Origin of the sequence: Candidatus Pedobacter colombiensis (assembly GCA_029202485.1) — a bacterium.
GTDB lineage: Bacteria > Bacteroidota > Bacteroidia > Sphingobacteriales > Sphingobacteriaceae > Pedobacter > Pedobacter colombiensis.
On record CP119313.1, the window covers coordinates 3254399 to 3274465 of the forward strand.

Sequence of the window (20067 nt, forward strand, 5' to 3'; positions counted from 1 at the left end):
TAACGCTCTCGTCACTAAATATAGTGATGTATATTACATTCATACAAAAAATCAATCAATTTGATTGAAACCTATTTAGTACCCATGAGCGGGAATACTTTGAACACTTAGATCACTTCTTAGGCCTTATTGAACCTATAATTGATGATTTATCAACAAAAGGTTTTATTAAATAAATATTTTCTTCTATTAATTCTTAGCGTTGACTCCTCAAAAATGGCCTTAACCGGAATACCTTAGAACCAAAAATTTGGAAAAACCAATATCAAAATCTTGTTTCATCATTTTTAACTAAACGCCCACAAAACGCTCGGGTTCAACCCAAATAATTATTGAACCTCGACTTTAAAAGTATAGTTTTTAATTTTTACGGAATTTAGATTTATGTTTCTAATCGAGTTAACTAACCCTGTATATTGAAATATCAAATTATCAACTGGAGCGGCCTCTGTTTCATTCTTCCAGTCAGATGCCCAATAAAAACGTTTTGAAATCCCTAGTCCAGCACTTTGATTGTTAGGATCAAACGCTCCTATCGGGTCGTTATTAAAAGGTAAATCAAAATTAATTGGGGCTGTAAAAGATCCAGAGTAACTTGCAGAACTACCTACCTTCGACCCATCTCGATTTATAACCAGTGTTGCTCTTTGGCTGATATGAGTAGCTGTTAAAATCTGAATGAGAGGCACATATTCTCCCCAATTTGGAGGATTAACAACAGGATAAATCATCTCAAAAGCTAAAACAAACCTAATCTTTTTGGTACTAGCGGGTGATATATCAAAAATATTTGGCTCAATATCAGTCACATCAGTTTTTGTATCTGGAATTTTGTAAGAAGTTTTAACGAAGTATGCCTCAGCATTAATAATATTTGGATTTACCATTGTTAAACCCTCATACGGCCCTCTACTATATTTACTAAAAGCAATTGAAAGATTCTCTTCTATTTCGTTAATTTTCTTGGTTGGATTAAAAAAATCATCATATCTATTTTCGTCAGTAGGTAATGTACAACATGAAGACTTATTTAAATCACATAATTTATCTAAACAATTTTGATGAGCTTGAGTAAGTTTTAAAAGATACCTTTCTAAATTTGTCTTTGCACTATCTAAATAATCATTATCACCAATAAATTTATATTCTGAATAATACGGCAAAAGCTTTATTTCATTAATTAATTCAATATCGGTTTGTACCCTTCTATAAAAATCAGTTATAACCTTTAGCTTTTGAAATCTGACATTCATGTAACTATTTGGAGACACAACCGGTATTCCAAAATTTGAAAAGGGTGAATAAAAAAATTCCGTAATACTTGCATTATCTATATTAAATTTCAGAAGATGTGCAGCTAGGATGGATTGAATTGATGCTATAGTAGTGTTAAAATCGGTAATACCTTTAAGGGAGTTCAGAATTTCAGCATCCTTTTCGTAATTGTAGCTGCCCAATTTATAACTTTCATATTCTAATTTTCGATCTCGATTTGCTTGTGACATAACTTCATTAAATGTTGCAGACATGCTTGCATCAAAAGCTCCAATTGAGATCCCACCAGACAAACTTGCGGTTAGATTCTTCTTCAATTCTTCATTTACATCTGATATTTTGCATAAAATAATGATTGTTTGACCTAATTTTTGACCTGAAATATAGTAATCTCCAAATCTATTTCTGAACTCTTTAGGGTTTCTGGTTAAACTTCTGGCTTCTGGAGTTAGCACTTCTTTAGTTAAATATTCCGTTCCAAATGATGCATTTGCAATGATGGCAATTGCGAGCTGCTTCTTGTTATATAAATAGCTTTTTTCTAAATTTAATGCCCCACTTGCTGAAAATGCAAGGTAAGAAGCGTCAACCTCAGAACTAAAGTTTTGAATCTCGTTCAAATCAGATTCATTAGTTATTGCCCTAATACTAATATTACTACTTTCACGGCTCTGACGGTCTAGAACTGAACTCTCCAAAAAGTCTCTTTTAGGTTCGGAAAAATTCAACAGGTTAAAACCCCTTCCAATTTTAAATGTAGCAGAAGGATGGTACTTGAAGGATGGCGGTTGTCCATTAGCAATGACAACCTGAAAAATTAAGCAAATAACTAAGTAAAATTTATTCATAATTAGCATTTTTTGTAAAAAATTTCAACTAACTTTTTTAAACCCAATGTTAATAAATACCGCTTCTTAACGATTGTACGTATAAATATTTTAAAGAAAAATCACTTGTTTATGTGTTTTTGTTCCTTCAGTTTTGAGAATACTAAAATTTGCCCTATCCTTTATCTAATTTAAGAATAATCTGATAAACATTCATTAATAAAATTAAGACCCCTTTAATATCTGAATGAGTATGGTTTAAATCCTAAGTAGGGATTGTGAAAATGTTAGTCGGACATTGATTACATCAATAAAAATGGTAGGATTTAAATCAAAGTTGACGAAATAGGTTAAAGAAAACGGAGAACTAATGGCTATTTTTGTTAAATGAGCATTAATGAAAATCCGACTGAACTGTTAAAACTTTTTTTTTATAAAGCACTTCTAATGAAACAGCACAAATAGATAGTGGGGTATTCATTTCAAACGTAGAGGGGTTCCTTGAAAAATCCTTTGCAATACTTCGTAGTGGTAATGAAAGAGTCTCGGAACCAGTACGGTGGAGACTTCAAAAGCTGCTTGATATTACTAATTTAGCCAATAAGGTGAAGGAATAATTTACATTTCAGGCAGTTCATCATGCATTCAAATGAATTGAACTGCATATACTTCTAGGGTTCTTGATTACCATTCAAATATGGTCCTTTCTTTTGTGAATTAGTTATTTGAAATAGCTTGAATGAAGTGAATAACTATTAGATAGATCCTAAAATCTACATTTAGCAATTATCTAAACAATCTCTCATGAAAGTTAAGTATACTTATATTGTAAATATTAATCTCATTTTGTCCGAAGAAGAATTTGAATTTATCAAAATGGCTTTAAACACTAAGCACAGGTTAACAAGAAAAATGGAAGGACAAGGCCGTTTCTCTGACAAGCTGCATCGTAGAACCCCAAAAAGTGAGACTGTTCCTGTCACCAGAGTAACCACTGGACAGATACAGCGTCAATTGTTACCAGCCTTAAAGCTATTTTTAAATGAAAAAACCGACTTTTTTAAAAAAAACCTATGCGCTTGCAAATAGTCTTTATACTGAATTGGAAAAAGTGCTTATAGAATCAAGACAGGAAATAAGAGTCTTTAATGATAATTTTGAATTGATTGACATCTAGTTTATTTACCTATCGTTTTCTAATTTTGAATAATTTGTCAGAAATAATAACTCACGAATATGGAGATAACCGAAGATAACAAAGAAATACTAAACGCAGAGGTTTTAAAAAATGGAGATCTCGTTGCTCATTCAGATATTTCTGAGAGAGTTAAATTAATTGGAGAATTTGTAAAAGAGATTGCCGAAAGCAAGAACCTTAAACCATCTAGCCTTGGTAGGCTGATTAATTCCACTAAACAGAATGTATCGGATATTTATAAACGTAAGACAATTGACACTGAGCTGTTATTGACTTTGAGCATAGCACTGGATTATAACCTTTTCTCCTTTTATGATGATAAAGAGCCGATTGCCAGCTTTCGCAAAGCTGAAACATTGGAATTGGAAGCAAAGGTTGATAAGCTTAGTGTTGAGCTAAAACACACGACTGAGAAGCTGAATTTACAGGAAGATACGATCAGATTGTTGAAAGAGAAAGAAGAGTATTTAAAAAACAAACCCCGATACCTTTATTAACTTACCTACTAATATAAGGTGCATCCCTAAATATTTCAGGCTATTCGGAATGATCTAATTGTAATAATTTTGTACGATTTCCCATAGTTTATTTTGGAATCCAAGAGGGTGTAAAATAAACTGTCAAATAGTTAATTATTAACTTAGAAACACAGTTTATTTTACACCCTCTTTTATACAGAACTAAATAATAAGTACTAAGATCAAATATGTACACAAATTAGCTGAGTCATGATTAAACGAGCTCTTTTTTAACCGCTTCCAACACGCCTTCTACATTTTTAACTACATCGACATTCTCGAACCTCAATACTTTAATTCCATATGTCTTCAAAAACTCTGTACGAATCCTATCATTCTCTTTTATCGACGGATCGTTATGAATTTCCCCATCTAGTTCTATTGCTAAACGCTTCGAAGCACAATAAAAATCAAGGATGTAATTACCTACACTATGCTGTCGTCTGAACTTAAACCCTGCCAATTTCCTGCATTTAAGTTCTCTCCAAAACAAAGCTTCCGCTATAGTCAATTTAGACCTCAGTCCTTTGCGAAATGCCGCTAAATACTTTTGATTGTGAATATCCATTTTTTCAATTTAAGCTTAACCTACCAAACCTATATTGTAACCTTTCAATTCTTGTACCTTAACATTACTTTTAGCCGTAATATCTAAGCTCCTGAATTGTATTGCCTCGGATAGATGCTTTATTTCAATATGCTCAGAACTGTCTAAATCTGCAATTGTTCTCGCTACCTTCAGTATTCTGTCATAAGCCCTTGCTGACATAGCCTGTTTTTTCATAGCTGTCTCGAGTATCCATCGACCATCATCGCCAATCCTACAGACTTCCCTCACCTGTTTAGAACTCATTTGTGCATTTGCATATACCTCATTATTATTAACAAATCTTTTCGTCTGAACTTCTCTTGCCTTTATTACCCGATCTCGTATCATCATACTTTTTTCCGTTAACTCGGTAGAATCCAACTCAGAAAAAACTACCGGAATCACTTCAACATGTAAATCAATACGATCCAATAAAGGCCCAGATACTTTATTGCGATATTTTTGAACAGCCACCGCCCCACAAGTACATTTAATGCTTGGATGATTGTAATAGCCACAAGGACAAGGATTCATCGAAGCTATCAACATGAAGCTAGCAGGATAATCTACCGTAAATTTAGCCCTTGAAATGCAGACCGTTCTTTCCTCCAAGGGTTGACGCATAACCTCCAATACACTTCGCTTAAACTCCGGCAGTTCATCCAGGAACAACACCCCATTATGGGCAAGTGATATTTCTCCAGGTTGCGGCTGAACCCCACCACCAACAAGCGCTACATCACTGATGGTATGATGTGGTGAGCGAAAAGGTCTTGTAGTCACCAAAGCATCAACCGTAAACTGTTTTGCGGAAACAGAATGAATCCGAGTAGTTTCCAATGCTTCACTCAAACTTAGAGGAGGCAAAATAGTAGGCAGTCGTTTTGCCAGCATCGTTTTACCTGCACCAGGAGGGCCAATTAAAATAACATTATGCCCACCAGCTGCTGCAATTTCCATTGCTCTTTTAATACTCTGCTGCCCTTTTACCTCACTAAAATCAGCATCGTAATTATTGACATTTTTACTAAACTCCTTCCGGGTATCTATTACAATTGGCTGCAGCTTAGTTTCACCACTAAAAAAATCAACAACACCTTTCAAGTTTTTGATTCCATAGACATCAAATTGATTAACAATAGCAGCTTCTCTAGCATTTGCTTCGGGCACTATTAAACCTTTATAGCCTTCTTCTCTCCCTTTAATGGCAACTGGTAATGCGCCCTTTATTGGCCGAACATTTCCGTCCAGCGACAATTCACCCAACAGGATATAATTAATCAAAGCCTCAGCAGGTATCTGCCCAGAAGCGGCTAAGATGCCAACCGCAATGGCCAGATCAAAGGATGAACCTTCCTTACGTATATCTGCTGGCGAAAGATTAACTAATATCCGCTGTTTCGGCATTCGGTATCCTGCAACAACAATTGCGCTTTCAACTCGTTTTAAACTTTCTCTTACTGCATTATCTGGCAAGCCAACCATGATGTATTGAGAACCTGGTGTAACACTAATTTCAACAGTAATTGTGGTTGATTCTATACCAAAAACTGCACTGGCATATGTTTTTACTAGCATAATTAATTGATTAATAAGTTCGTGTTTTTTCTATGTAATAATATCAAGCGCTTCAATTCATTAATTGTATGATATGTTGAATTGGTAAAAGCAGTTAGCAGATTTGCATTAACATCTAAATCACCTACATACTGCCTATCAATAAAACTGTTTGGATTCCTGTGGAACGCTTTTTCATTGAATGGGTCCATAGCCGAAATTTCTATTGATAAAATATATAATCTAGCATGTTCTTTGATCAAATAGATGATACATTCTTCTATAATTTCGACTGAACCTGATAACCTTTTCACTTTATTTTTTCCAACTTGCTCTTCCAATTGATATGGTGACTCTCTTTTTAAAGAATTGATTAACAATACTGCTTGAGAAATATGTTGTGTCTGAAGTAAAAATGGTGCAAGAATCCTCAATCCGGGATCATCAATACCAATTAAGATCTCAACATCGGTGATCACTTGCTGATCTGGGCTTAACAATTCTTCAAGATCAATACCATGATTTATGGCCAGTTCCATGCCATAAAACAACATATTACGTGTAATGCGATCCATTATACATTGCCCTTCAATAGCAATAATTCTAGATTCGTAGTCAATTTGTATCATCTGATTTTCCATAATTTCTAGTTTTAATATTCAAATCATGCTCAAACTTAACACGCTTAAATAGAATAGCCGTGTACTAATCGGTTACTTACGTTTACAATCGGGCAATTATCACCTAAAGAGTAACCACCTCCTTAATCAAGTGACTTATAAAACAATTTGGTCGAACATTAATACATCTTAAAATAAAGGAGGAGTAGTGATTAACAAGCAAAAATTAACTATTAAGACAAAAAACTACCGTCAAACAGTTAAAAAAGTTTATATATGCGGTATGAATTTCAAATAAAATCTAAAAAACATGAAAAAAAATCTTACAAAAGCAGAAACTAGATGTCTTTGTTGCGATAAAATCGTGATAGGACGTTCAGACAAAAAATTTTGCGATGATTATTGTAGAAGTGCCTTTAATAATGAATTAAATGCAAATAACTCCACAATAATAAGTGAAACCAACAAAATTCTAAAAAAAAACAGGACAATCCTGCAGAACCTAAATTCAACTGATAAATCCAAAGTAAGTAGAAAAGAGCTTCAGGAAAAAGGCTTCAATTTTGGCTACTTTACTGGCATATTTAGAACCAGCAAAGGTTCTGTTTATATCTTCTGTTACGAAATGGGCTACCTGTCTTTGAGTAATGATAAAGTATTGTTAGTTAGCAATACACACTTTCCAAGATGGAAAGGACAAACTTCATAGCAAACCTTGATCCGTAAAACTCAAATAGTTCATATCAGTTAAAATTAAATAATCACATACACAGACTCCTAGCATCTTCCCTGCTTCAACAAGCTTATTGATCAATAAATCTTCATTACTTGGCTTCAATGTTCCAAATGGATCGTAGCGGCAAAGTATAATACGCTGGGCTTGATTTTCCAAAGCTAGCTCAAATAATAGTTTTGCATCTAAATTAGTCTCTGACTGTTTATTTAACTGATGTGTACAAATAATTCGATTCTCCCTATTTAATATAACAGCCCAAAATTCCTCCCCATTTAAATTTTTTAAATATTGTGTCATATGTTTATAAATGTCCTTGCTCTCTTGAATCTTGATCGTTTGTCTGGTAGCTTCTTTATTAATGCGCCTATAACTAAACTCTAGTGCTGCAATAATTGCAATTGCTTTTGCCTCCCCTATACCCTTAAATTTCAATAATTCGTGGATTGAAAGCTCAGCTAATTTCTGAATATCATTATCCATACAGTGTAAAATCCGTCTGCTTAACTCAACTGCGGTTTCATCTCTGCTTCCCGAACCAATTAAAATGGCAAGCAACTCTGCATCACTCATCATCTTTTTACCTTGGATGAGTAGTTTTTCGCGCGGACGATCCTGGAAAGACCAATCTTTTATGGTTAATTTTTTGTTGTACATGGTGTTTTGTATTATGGTCATGAATTTTTCTCTGAACAATACTAAATAGTTAAGGTATTATAATCGGATTTTATCCGATTATAAACGATTATTATTTTTCACCACCTCCCCCTAAAGGGGACTCCTCCTGAATCAGGAGGAGAATAAATAGAGTTTAAAGTAGAGGGAATAAAAGAAGCTATTTTCTGAATCCTAAAAGGTATGATTTAATAGAGGAAATTTATCCGCAACCAATTATTAGCGTTTTTTAAAAATGAAACTATCTCGAAATCATTGATGGGATCTTAAGCCCAGATCTCATCTCTGAACAACAGAAAAATGCTTACTACATCTCTCTTGGACTAAGGAGTACTACGTCGAAAGATATTTTTATATGTGAATACCAACGCGAAGGAGAAGAAAGCCTTTAACAAGCCCTTTCGGGAACAGGTAATTGCATTAAGGATGGAATATAGCAGACACCTGCTGACTACTACAAATAAACCTATTCATAAGGTTTTAAAAAGTATTACCAAAAAAAGTCCTGAGCATTTACGGAATATATAAAAACAACAATGAACTTTTGGGCCAAAATTCGCCAAAAATACAACTTATGTTTGCCCAAAAATCCATTTTCCAAAAAAAGCTAGTAGCCTACTTTTTTATAAAAAAGATAAACGGTCTAATTTACCAAAAAGTTAACCTCTTCTGGAAGGCGCTAGCTGGAACAGGTTTTATTATTTTTTATTTTAATTAACCTGCTCTATTTCTTTCTTAATAAGGTCAATTGCTCTATTAATTTATTTTCTCAAGTATTTCTTATCTTTAACTTACCTCGTCTGATGATAGTTATAAATTCAATTTCGACTTAATAAAAATACTTCTCTCATCGTTGTTGGGAATGCATTGACATTACTTTTCAATGGAGGTGCGAGTTGTTTTGCTCTAGCCAGTCATCGGTAATTACAATATCCTTATCATTGAAGTTTTCTATAAAATTGATGTAATGATTTTGCATAGCATTACGTTCTAGAAAATTGAGCATTTTAGTACGTAGAGAAACATAAAAGTAAGTAGAGATCAAACCTGTAATTTCAATCATTTCTCTATTATCCCAGAGATCAACAAAAACTTCTATCAAAATATTTTCCGCATCAGTTTTATCAGCGAACCGTTTCTGTATAAAAACAAATAGAATGCCCCCATATCTTTGGTAAATTTCGGAATACGCGGCATAATCTCCCCCCTTTAAGCGCGTGAAGAGATCAGTGTTAGTTAACAAATTATATTCAGTCATATTCATTAATTATTAAGATTATGAAAAGATTATTTTTCGGCGTAGCAGTTGCAGCAATTGCTTTGAGCGCTAGTGCATTTACCAATGCTAAATTTGCCACTATCACTTATTATAACAATGGAAGCGGCCTATATAAATTAACTACACAACCTTTTACTACATGCCAAGAAGTTGAAAACATTTCATGTAGATTGGAATTTCCAAATACCAATAACCTTGATTTAACTCAAGTTCCAGCTTCATTAGACATTACTGTTCCTTCTCAACTGAGTGCTATCCAAGCTCAGCTTGGTACACCTACATATTCTACAGATAAAGGTGCATATCAATAATGGAGTTTAACATTAGAAATACGTTAATCCTAAACAGAGCAAATAATTTCTAATGCTAAAGTAAAGTGAGCGCTATGTGATAGCGCTTCACTTTACTTTGTTTTATATGCATGAATTCAACGCGCTTTAAATCACAAATTTAAAGCGTTAAGATATTTATCAATGATTTGAGTAAAATTTTTCATATCATCTAAACTCCCATCTGGCCGAGGGGGGTGTGATGTAATTAATAGTCCATCTTTATCAATGATTAATTGTTGTGGCGCACTATAAAAATCATAATGTTTTATAATTGGGTGTCCCAATCCTAGTCCATTCGTATATAAATTAATTGTACCCGGAGAGGTATACAAGCCCGTTGAGACACTTGTTATCCATGTCTTTTTGTCGCTGTCAGAAGAGATGGTTAAAAAGACAATATTTTTATTGTTTTCGTACTTTTTAATGATCGTTTCCATCGTCTTATTTAATATCTTACAATACCCACATCCTGAGAACCAAAAATCCACAATGACTAATTTACCTTTATAATCACTCAATTTACGAATGTTACCTGCTGTATCTTGTAGTTCAAATGGAAAGACTTCATTTTGTTTCTTTTGCCAGGCTATCAATGTTTTTTTATAAGCAGGGTCAGTTATGGATTTCATCACTAATCCTAAACTCAATTGAATTTCAGCTGAAAAATAACGATTCAATTGACTAATACATATCATGAGTAATTGATCTCTTAAGGCACCCTGATATTTTTGTTGTAAAACATCATACATCCCTACAAATGAATCTCCAGAACCTACATCCTTAGCATACAACCGCTGTAGGTTCCATTCTTTTTCAAAGATATACGCCGGATAATAGGCAGAATGAGGTATAAAATTTGAATCAACAGTCAATTCTAGTTCTTGATCAGCACGCATTTTATTTAAATTTCTAAACGCGGGCAATGCAGCTTCATCAAGACCATATATTTCTAAGTTACTTTGTTCAGTTAATCCCCATAAACGAGCGTTGCCAATCGCATCTAAGTAAATTCTATTGTACATCGATTCACTAAATTCACCCTTATAGCTTTCCAATAACTTTAAACGTAATTTTATCATTAAACTTACATCCTCAGCATTTAATTTAAATGCTTTATCATAGTCTTTAGCATTGCTTAGTTTAATAAATCTCTTCCGTACAGCTTTTGATCCCCCTTCAACATTATAAATATCGAATTGGCAGTTTAATTTTTCTGCGCCTTTTCCAGAAAAAAGAAGATACCCATTCTGGCCAACATCCATAGTAACATCATCACCATTTTCAAACAAGTAATATTCTTCTGCACGGTGATTCCTCGCTGGAAAGATCAATGGCAGTAAATTACCTAGCATCATTTTGTTATCCCCCTCATTTACAACCCAAAATGAAGCATAAGTTAATGCCGAAGCAGACTTCACATTTATATTGAATCTTCTTTTTGAATCCAATAGAACGGTGATCACTTCCCCGCCCAGCAAATTTTTTGCCGGATCGTAGAGCTTGATCTGGATACTTTTGTTCTTAAAATAGTTAACTATAGTGGAATCGACCCTACCTTTAATGTTAAAACTATAGCTTTGCGCTTTCAATGAGCTGATCATGAAAACCATTGCGATGAGCAGTAAAAATTTTTTATTTTTCATAGTAAATGGTCATTAATGCTATTAAAAATAGTTCACAACAAATATCCCAAAGGCATTTACCCCTGTGCTTGTCCCAACCAGCCCTTTAATGATCAGGGCTACATTTTTAAATCTATTGGTAACCGTAGCATTAAAGGTATAGCTGAGTAGTAAGGCATCGGAACTTGCATCTCTGACTTCAAAAATGTAAGGCGTTGTTGCCGTTGCTTTATTGGTATACCTGTTCCAATTACTGATTCCCTTGTAGGTCAAATTATCCACTTCATTGACCGCGTTATTTTTAATTTTAATTTTAACAGCCGGGCTATTGGGTGATAAGTTTACGAAGCGTACGTTGGTCACAAAATTTGCTGAGGCAGGGGTGCTTACATCAGTTTTAATAAAAGGAAAATCAACCTCCTTCAACAACATGCTCTCTACCTTTGCTGCGGTCCCGGAAATGTATAGGGTATAAAACCCGGATTCCATATTATGGCTTTCGTTAAACAACAATTTTGTGGTATCCGCAGTGGCTACGGCAATCAATGCTTTGTAGCCCAGTTCTGCATAATAGAATCGATTGGCACCATAAAGGACTTGATTTGTAGTGTTAGCGAAACTATAAGCTTTTCCTGTAGGATTTACTTTTAGCCCCCCAAGATCTACCGCTGCATTAATCACGTTTATTGAGCTGGTGGTCTTAAAAACCTCTGCATCCTTTTTACATGCAGCAAAACAAATTGCAAATACTAATATCCAGGCATTTTTCATTTTTTCATAGCTTTAATTGTATCTATCAAATATTCCTTTTACGGTATACGCTTTCCTGCCATCTACTTGATCAGTAAATAACAATGCCAGCGCCTTTCCATCCTCAGAGAGAGTCCAAATGTCGTTCGTATTGCGCAGTACCTGATCAGGTTTATTGGTGTAGAATAAACGAATGTTTTTAGTTGCACTTTTACGATCTGCTGAGATTTTAAAAGTTAGCCTGACTTTAGTGCTATCCGATACCACAACTTCCGATGGCGTTCCATCTAAAGCATATTTTACAGGCTGAGTATTTGCCCCGATTTTTCCTTCAGCATAGCTGATCACCTGACTTACAAAAACAGAATCCCGACTTGTTTTCACAATTAAGCCCTTAGGGAAAACAAAGGCCGGATAACTTTGGAGGTTACTTTTTTGAGCGTTATAAATCCAGACCCCTGTGAGATCAGGACTCGGTTGCTGCTGCAGCTGTGCATTCGCTAATAGTCCAGTTAGCATCAAAACTGTTGTTAAGGTGCTTAGTTTATTGATTTTCTTTAGGTACATGTGATTGATTTTTAGTGTATTTTTTTTATCTAACGTTTTGCGCTACTCCACTGAGTGCCACTTCATCGTCTGGGATGGGCAAAACATATCTTGGACTATTAGGTTCCAACGTAAATATTTGATCATCTAATTTTCTGGTGATGGTAATATTACGCCCCTCCACATTTAACCTTTTCAAATCTGTCCATCTGATACCGCGAAATACCAATGCTTTCCTACGTTCAATCAAGACTTTATCGAGTGCAATTTCAGGCGTATTGGCGATCAGGTTTTCATAAGGTTTGGATGGACTGGTTGCGTTTGGATTCCATCGTTTTATACCCAATTGATTCAAATAACTCATAGATTGTAGCGTTTCGCCTCGTCTAGCCAGACATTCGGCCTTAATTAAATAAATTTCATCGGTGGCTAATCCTGAAAAAAGCGTGCTACTACCAGTGTATACACTTCTAATATTGTAATTACCTAAAGTATTTTTCTGAAAATAGATGGGTAATCTTAAGTCAGACGGATTATATAGATTGATCAATTCGGGAACGATTCCATAAGCTGTTTCTAAACCAGGGTTAAGCTCATCATAATCAGGATATTGAGAAGTTAAATAAATAATCTCTTCACTATTAAAGGATAATCCAAAATCAGCTGTTTTACTAATTAGATTGTAATCTGTCAATGTTGAATACAAGGACAAGGTCTTGTCTGCATAGGCCTCTGCCTCAGTAAACTTACCCATATTTAAGTACACTCTTGCGAGTAAAGCATAAGCTGCGACTTTAGAGGGACGTGATCTTTTATTGGAAATGATGTCCTGTTGCAACAAGTCCCCAGCCGCTTTTGCATCTAAAATGATTTGGTTATAGCATTGTTCCAGCGTGCTTCGCTGAAGAATTTCGTCAATATTAGCATTTAATTTCAAGGGAACGCCCAAATCTTGCGATGCGCTTAATGGATCATAGGCTTTTGAAAAAAGACTAACTAAATTATAATAAGCATAAGCTCTTGCAAATAGTGCCCATCCTTTAAGGACCCGCTTCTCATTATCGTTGCTAATATCCTGGCTAGCCAATATATCCAGCACCGTATTGCTATAGTAAATTGTACTATAAGGCCTTATCCAATCACTTACTTGAGTCACTCCAGCATATATATCCTTTTGCCAAACTGATGCAGCTCTGGTTACAGGAGAATATAATGACTGCCATGCTTGTAAACTAGAAAAAAAATACTCATCAGCAGATACATGCCCTATATTAGGCGTCACATTCATGACATCTGTATTGTCTAAAATTAATTGGAGATCTTTTGCTGATTTTGGTACGACTATAAGACTATCAGGTTTCAGATCCAGTTTTTTGGTACAGCCTAGCACTGCGAAAATTACTAGAATCATCATCATCTTTTTCATATATATAGCTATCATGATTTTAACTTATAAAGTAAGGTTAATGCCCAAGGAACCACTAAAAGGCTGAGGTATACCATTAGATCCAAAATCGGGATCTATATGTAATCTATTTTGTCTCCATAAAACACCAAGGTTTCGGCCATAAAAAAACACACTAGCGCTTTTAAATGGTAATTTGTTAAAATTATGCTTAGCTAAATTATAACTCAACCTAATATCCTGTAACCTAATGTGATCCCCCTTTTCAACAAGATCTTCTGAATAGGTAAAGAACTGATCCAGACCAGTAACCCCGGGATAATTTAGCGCCGGAATATGTGTCAAAAGTTCGTCACCAGGTTTTTGCCAACGCTGATTGTAGGCTGTTAAGTTATAGTTCAACCCTGCTGCAGAACCATAATTACTGCCAGAAAAAACACCTACTCTTCTAAAATAATAGTCAAATTTGTAAATGATATTGAAGGTCAATTCAAAGTTTTGATAATTAAAAGTATTGATCAGACTACCAAAATATTTTGGAGTAGCTGAACCATGAAATATCAATTGACTGGGATCTAGCAGACTGTTAATTTTACCATAATCTTTACTCACCACTCCATTCAAATAACCTTGCGGTGCCCCGGCAGCATCCAATCCGGCAGAGGGGAAGCTAAAAATGGCATTGTAAGGATAGCCCACTAAAGGATTTTGACTGTTGGAGATGAGTATAGTCGCATTTGACTTTTGTTTTACATCATATTTGGTCACCTTATCGGTATTAAAGTTGAATAAAAATGTACTCGTCCAAAGGAGTGCCCCAGTTAAATTTCGACTATTCAACTGTATATCAATTCCTTTTGTCTGTAGGTTGGCGCCATTACCTTTAAATTGTAAAATGCCCGATTGCATGGCAATGGGGTTATTCCCAATCAAATCGAAAGCATTTTTTTGATAAAAATCAATACTTCCAGTAAGCATACTACGCTTAAAGCCGAAGTCGAATCCCAAATTCCAGGTTTTCACGCGCTCCCATCTTAAAGAGGGATTAGGTGGATTTACGAGCCTGGCAAATGTATCACCATTGATATTTTGTGAAGAAACTGCTGCAGTGGAGTAAGCGGATACCGTTTTATCCACATTACCATTATAGCCATAAGTTAAACGAAGTTTCAATGCTGGTAACCATTCCACCTGATAAAATTTTTCTCTATCCAGAATCCATGCTATTCCTGTTGACCACAAAGGGACACCTTTTTGATTCGTTTTCACACCAAAGATATTAGATTCGTCCCTTCTCGCGCTTCCAGACAGCATGTATCGGCCTTTATAACCATAAGAAGCATTGATATAGTAGGATTGATTGATATCTATGCCTCTTGTTAAACCGGGTGCTGTATTAATAGACCCTGAGCCTTGCCCATAATAAAGCTTATATAGTTTTAAAGGGTCTATAGTCCCATTTGCATTGGTTAATGTTTCAGCATCATAACCATAATAGGTGAGACCAGCTATATTTGAACGGCTGTCACTGCCTTCATAGCCAAGTATAGCTGTGATTTCATGATCATTTGCTATGATTTTGTGATAATTTAATTGTGACCGAAAGGATTGTGATTGGAGCACATTGTTGTTTTTACTAAAAATACCCCCTACTGGGATCACCCGATTCACTGTATTTCCAGAAATTGAAGTATATCGGTTAATTAAATTTCTGGCAGCGTAGCTATCCGCACCACTAAGCGTTTCCGTATTGGTATATTGATTCAAACTCATATAATTGGCACTAATGCCTAAACCCTCAATAATTTTAAAATTTGCACCAACCTTTAGTCGATATTGATCTACTGTGGCCTCCTGGTTGGGAAATAATTCATCAATGGGACGAAAATGCCAGTCTAATAATTTGCCCTTGCCTGCTGTATCTACATACGACATTCGATAATCTTTAACTACAGCTAATGAATTCCCATTTTCATCTACCAGGCGATCGTAAGGCGTATAAGGCGTATAAGGAACTGTCTTAGTATGGGTTTTAATGGAAGCAATATTCACATCTCCTGATAATTCCAATCGATTGTTAAATAAACCATAGGTATTATTGAGATTTAAGGTGAGCCGCTCATTATGATTAGGCACACTGCTTTCCAGATTCTTATTGTATCCTCCAGACATGTAATACCTATAATTTTCTGTTCCACCCCTTAAATTGAGTTGATATTGTTGCTGTACCCTAGGTCTGTACATATACCGGTTTAGATCGGCTCTGATGTCGTAACTTTTCAAAGCATCAATTTTAGCCGCCGAATCTGCACTGGTAATTTTATTATTTTTTCTTTGATTAAAGATCTCCACCCCTGCCGACACTACGTTGTATGGGTTACTAAAATTGGAGGTAAAAAGACCTTTGGAAAAAAGGTATTGTTCCAAATCAATAAATTCGGCAGCGGACAATTGACCTGGGTAATACAGATCAGGCTTATCCGTTACCGTTAAGGTGGAAGAGGCTTCAATTTGAAGTTTTTGATTGTTATGCCCGCTTTTTGTGGTAATCACAATCACCCCGTTTCCGGATCTGCTGCCCCAAATAGAAGAGGCTGCAGCATCTTTCAAAATATTAATATTCTCTACATCAGCTGGATTAATCTGATCAATTGTACCATCATAAGGAAAACCGTTGACCACGATTAAGGGTTCGGCCCCTGCAAATAGGGTACTCCGGCCATGTATAGAAATTTTAGGGTTGTTGCTGCCTATACCTGAATAGCCACGCGTAAACAAAACCCCACTCGTTACCCCATCCAGGCGATCCAGAATATTGGTAGAAACACTACGGTTTATCGTTTTATTATCGATAGTGGTAAAACTCCCCGTAGCCCGCTCCTTAGGAAGCTCCTGATAACCCGTACTTACAATTTGTACTTCGTTGAGTTTATCGTTTCTCAGCACCAGTTTGATGGTCCCAACATCCTCCTTTGCAGGAATCTCTAATGTCTCGCGTCCTAAGTATGAAATTACAAGGATGGACTTCTCTTGTATATTTTTAAAAGTAAAGAAACCCTCTTCATCAGTAACCATCCATCGTGTATTGTTTTTTACCTTTATGTTAGCCCCTGCTAAACCGCTCCCATTTTCATCAACAATACGACCTTTCACATCAATTGTTTTAAAGGCGGCTATTATTCTTCCTATCAATGACTGTTCTGCTGGTTTGATGAAGACATTTTTTTCGTCTATGGTATATACAAACTGTTCATCTGCACATATTTTTTGAAGAACTTCGATTAAATCCTTTTCCTTAAAATCGACATTAATCCGCTGAGTAGCCTTTACTTTTTCAGGTGCGTATAGTACATTATAACCTGTTTGTATAGTAATCTCCTTGAAAAATTCACGAAGTGTTACTCCATTTTTTGTATACGAAATTTTTTGTCCAAAACTACTGGCAGATACCTGTAGTAGACTACTGATTAATAAAAATATGACAAGGTTAACTCGCATCAATAGTTTTCGTTTATCAATTTTTGCGACTCTACTTAGCGCAGAGCTCACAATCGTAAGTATTTTAGGCGGGTGCCAATATTGGCAATTACCTAGTTTAAAAGTATATAATTTCATACCTTCGTTTAGTTTTGAGTTATTACATGAAATAGTTCAGCAATTATTTTATCCCGGCAATTGTATCGGGAAAGGGTTGACTCAAAATATTACTGGGTAGTGCTTCGAACCACTACTCAGTTTCTTTTTTATCTCCCCAAAAGATCTTCCGATCTCTTATTCTTCTTGTAGTAAAAATCTAGTCATTTAGTTTAGTGTTTTTTAGGTTTGTGTAGGGTAATTTATTGGGTGCTTTTATATTTAATTACAGTAATTTTACGACAATCTATTTTAAATCTGGCTGCTCCTGTTTGCGTGATTGCATTCAATGTTCCTGCAATATTGCTATAACGTGATACAGAGCCATCTAATAGTTTACGCCTTATGCTTTCATGTTCGTACTCCACTTCAACGTTGTACCAGCGCGAAATTTGGCGCATCACAGTTTCCATATTAGCATTATTAAAAGTAAACAGACCATTTTTCCATGCAATTGCATCGGCTATATTTACTTCTTGTACTTTCATTTGATTATATCCACTTACAATTGACTGTTCCCCAGGCTTAAGAATAATAAAGGATTCAACATCACTACCTCCCCGCCCCTTGGGCACCCCTCCTGAATCAGGAGGGGAATTAACTGTTCTAACTTTTACTGAGCCTTCTAATAATGTAGTCATTATAACTCCCTCATCCTGATAGGCATTTATATTAAAATGGGTGCCCAACACCTCTATCTCCTGCTTATCTGTGGTAACAATGAAAGGATGTTTTTTATCTTTAGCTACCTCAAAGTATGCTTCGCCGCTAAGAGCAACCTTACGCACAGAGCCACGCTCAATAAGCACCATACTATAAGATATACTCGAAGCAGCGTTAAGCCATACTTTTGTACCATCAGGTAGTTTAATTTGATATTGTCCACCTTTCGGGGTTGCTAATGTGATATGCTGATCTCCTGTTGGCTCAGTAGGAGTATCCTTTATTGGGAGCTGCTTACCAGGGGTTAAAACTGCTGTACCGTCATCATAACTCAATTTGTCTAGGTCAACCACTACCCCATTTTTCGCATCACTTAACGTTATCTTTTTGCCATTGGCAAGTGTTAGCGTTGCCGTATTTTTACCTGCAACAATATCAGGGCTATCATGTAGTTTATCATCCGATAAGTTTTGATATGAATAAAACCATATCCCTAGTCCCATAACTAAAAACATTGATGCTGCCACAGCAACCTTCCACCATAATTGCAAACCTTTCGGCTCTTGTGGAGTTACCGATATTTTAGCGAATTCTAACTGATTAACAAGTCCTGCATATAACCTATTACTCTTCTCTGCGGAAAGTGGAAAATCATCAGGAAGTGTATTCCAATCTCTATCCAACACTTCATGCATTTCTTCAGTTATACCATTTTCACGGATATAAGCTAAAAGCTGATCATATTCCTCTTTGCTAATCTGATGATCTGCATAGCGCTGTAATAGACCCTGAAAATACGTATAGTTTGATGTCTCCATTTTGTTTCTTGTATTTCGTCAGTATGACTGCTTATAATAGTATATACACTGAGAAATGAAACAGGGAGTAGTCCGACAGGAAAAAAATTAATTTTTATACATGAATAACATGAAATACCAAAGTAAACCATAATTATTAAAATGGATGCGTAACGACTTTAAAGCTTCTGCGCTGTGCTTTTTTACGGTTTCTTTTGAGATTTGCAACTTTTCTGCAATTACCTTCTGCGAAAGACCTTCGTCTCTGCTCATCCTGAAAACTAATTGTTGTTGTTTGGGCAATTTAAGTATTGCTCGTTCGGTAAAGATCTCTAGATCTGCCAGGTTTAATGCTTCCTCAGTACTGTTACATATGTCTTCATAATTATTCCAGAGCACATCATGCGCAACTTTTGACCTTGATGCTCCTCGCATTCTATTCAAACAAAGTCGCTTACAAGTGGTGTATAGCAAGGCTTCAACGGGATATTCCGTATCTAGACTCTGCCTGTAAGCCCAAAAATTTAAAAAAGTATCATGAACCGCCTCTTCTGCTTCCTCTCTATTGTTCAGGTATCGTAAACTAAAATGAAATAGCTTTTTATGCCAGCTATCAAACACTTGTTTAAAAGCGGCTTGACTATCCTGTTTTAACAAGGTAGTTAATTCTTGATCAGTATGTATTTTATAAGCATTCATGTATCCCATTTTTTATTAATAAATAATTAAAAACTTGCAACCCATAAAAGCAACCCCAATGTGAAGATCAACAATAAATTAATTAATTACCAATAAAAAGTAGAAATTGTTATTTATTCATCAAAAGCGCCCTAAACGTTAAAAAGAGAAAGGAAAAGTTTTACCACAAAGTTAACTTTGTGGTGCAAAAAATAGATCACCTTTCTCGATGATAAACTAAAGATGTCCTATTGTTCTTTTCATTCACAGTAGTGTCTCATAATTAATTCCAATGAAAATCACATAACAAATGACTTAAAGGCGACCGCCAAAAAGCCCCCTGAGCCTATTAAAATGCTTACAGTGGGCT

17 protein-coding genes are annotated in these 20067 nt (G+C 35.4%); 4 read left to right on the top strand and 13 right to left on the bottom strand.

Annotated elements, in window-relative coordinates; translation table 11 throughout:
* Window positions 1-329 precede the first annotated feature (329 nt).
* A complete protein-coding gene (locus tag P0Y49_13605) occupies window positions 330-2123 on the bottom strand; it encodes a hypothetical protein (GenBank protein ID WEK17834.1) in 1794 nt (597 codons plus the stop codon).
* Between the two features lie 783 nt (window positions 2124-2906).
* Here P0Y49_13605 and P0Y49_13610 point away from each other — a divergent pair.
* The gene (locus P0Y49_13610) at window positions 2907-3191 is read left to right on the top strand and encodes a hypothetical protein (GenBank protein ID WEK17835.1); all 285 of its coding nucleotides are present in this window, start codon (window positions 2907-2909) and stop codon (window positions 3189-3191) included.
* A 147-nt stretch (window positions 3192-3338) separates the two neighbouring features.
* Complete coding sequence (locus tag P0Y49_13615; protein ID WEK17836.1) at window positions 3339-3797, top strand: hypothetical protein; 459 nt, start codon at window positions 3339-3341, stop codon at window positions 3795-3797.
* Window positions 3798-4032: 235 nt separating this feature from the next.
* Here the strand turns inward: P0Y49_13615 and P0Y49_13620 are convergent, their stop codons facing one another.
* Genes P0Y49_13620 through P0Y49_13630 form a run of 3 tightly spaced genes read right to left on the bottom strand, consistent with a single transcriptional unit; the run spans window position 4033 to window position 6605 of the window.
* Window positions 4033-4386 (bottom strand): endonuclease domain-containing protein, encoded by a 354-nt coding sequence (locus tag P0Y49_13620; GenBank protein ID WEK17837.1) that lies wholly within the window; start codon window positions 4384-4386, stop codon window positions 4033-4035.
* Between the two features lie 15 nt (window positions 4387-4401).
* Window positions 4402-5985 (bottom strand): YifB family Mg chelatase-like AAA ATPase, encoded by a 1584-nt coding sequence (locus tag P0Y49_13625; protein ID WEK17838.1) that lies wholly within the window; start codon window positions 5983-5985, stop codon window positions 4402-4404.
* Between the two features lie 2 nt (window positions 5986-5987).
* Window positions 5988-6605 carry a hypothetical protein gene (locus P0Y49_13630; GenBank protein ID WEK17839.1) on the bottom strand — a complete coding sequence of 206 codons (618 nt, stop codon included), beginning with the start codon at window positions 6603-6605 and terminating at the stop codon, window positions 5988-5990.
* Window positions 6606-6894: 289 nt separating this feature from the next.
* On the opposite strand from P0Y49_13630, the gene P0Y49_13635 reads away from it, so the two are divergent.
* The gene (locus tag P0Y49_13635; GenBank protein ID WEK17840.1) at window positions 6895-7293 is read left to right on the top strand and encodes a hypothetical protein; all 399 of its coding nucleotides are present in this window, start codon (window positions 6895-6897) and stop codon (window positions 7291-7293) included.
* On the opposite strand, the gene radC is transcribed toward P0Y49_13635, so the two are convergent.
* A complete protein-coding gene (radC, locus tag P0Y49_13640; GenBank protein ID WEK17841.1) occupies window positions 7288-7974 on the bottom strand; it encodes a DNA repair protein RadC in 687 nt (228 codons plus the stop codon). The genes P0Y49_13635 and radC overlap by 6 nt on opposite strands.
* Window positions 7975-8872: 898 nt before the next feature.
* Entirely contained in the window at window positions 8873-9250 is a 378-nt protein-coding gene (locus tag P0Y49_13645) for a hypothetical protein (GenBank protein WEK17842.1), read from the bottom strand.
* Between the two features lie 20 nt (window positions 9251-9270).
* On the opposite strand from P0Y49_13645, the gene P0Y49_13650 reads away from it, so the two are divergent.
* Window positions 9271-9582, top strand: coding sequence for a hypothetical protein (locus tag P0Y49_13650; protein WEK17843.1), 312 nt, complete (start codon window positions 9271-9273; stop codon window positions 9580-9582).
* Between the two features lie 131 nt (window positions 9583-9713).
* Here P0Y49_13650 and P0Y49_13655 read toward each other — a convergent pair whose 3' ends face one another.
* The 7 genes from P0Y49_13655 to P0Y49_13685 all read right to left on the bottom strand — a co-directional run bounded on the left by P0Y49_13655 (window position 9714) and on the right by P0Y49_13685 (window position 19718).
* Window positions 9714-11246: a TlpA disulfide reductase family protein gene (locus tag P0Y49_13655; GenBank protein WEK17844.1), complete on the bottom strand. Its 1533-nt coding sequence runs from the start codon at window positions 11244-11246 to the stop codon at window positions 9714-9716.
* Between the two features lie 21 nt (window positions 11247-11267).
* Window positions 11268-11996 (bottom strand): hypothetical protein, encoded by a 729-nt coding sequence (locus tag P0Y49_13660; GenBank protein ID WEK17845.1) that lies wholly within the window; start codon window positions 11994-11996, stop codon window positions 11268-11270.
* A 12-nt stretch (window positions 11997-12008) separates the two neighbouring features.
* Entirely contained in the window at window positions 12009-12542 is a 534-nt protein-coding gene (locus tag P0Y49_13665) for a hypothetical protein (GenBank protein WEK17846.1), read from the bottom strand.
* Window positions 12543-12567: 25 nt separating this feature from the next.
* Window positions 12568-13962: a RagB/SusD family nutrient uptake outer membrane protein gene (locus P0Y49_13670; GenBank protein WEK17847.1), complete on the bottom strand. Its 1395-nt coding sequence runs from the start codon at window positions 13960-13962 to the stop codon at window positions 12568-12570.
* A 9-nt stretch (window positions 13963-13971) separates the two neighbouring features.
* A complete protein-coding gene (locus P0Y49_13675; GenBank protein WEK17848.1) occupies window positions 13972-17541 on the bottom strand; it encodes a SusC/RagA family TonB-linked outer membrane protein in 3570 nt (1189 codons plus the stop codon).
* Between the two features lie 221 nt (window positions 17542-17762).
* Window positions 17763-19040, bottom strand: coding sequence for a FecR domain-containing protein (locus P0Y49_13680; GenBank protein ID WEK17849.1), 1278 nt, complete (start codon window positions 19038-19040; stop codon window positions 17763-17765).
* Window positions 19041-19127: 87 nt separating this feature from the next.
* Window positions 19128-19718 (bottom strand): RNA polymerase sigma-70 factor, encoded by a 591-nt coding sequence (locus P0Y49_13685; GenBank protein ID WEK17850.1) that lies wholly within the window; start codon window positions 19716-19718, stop codon window positions 19128-19130.
* Window positions 19719-20067: the final 349 nt, after the last annotated feature.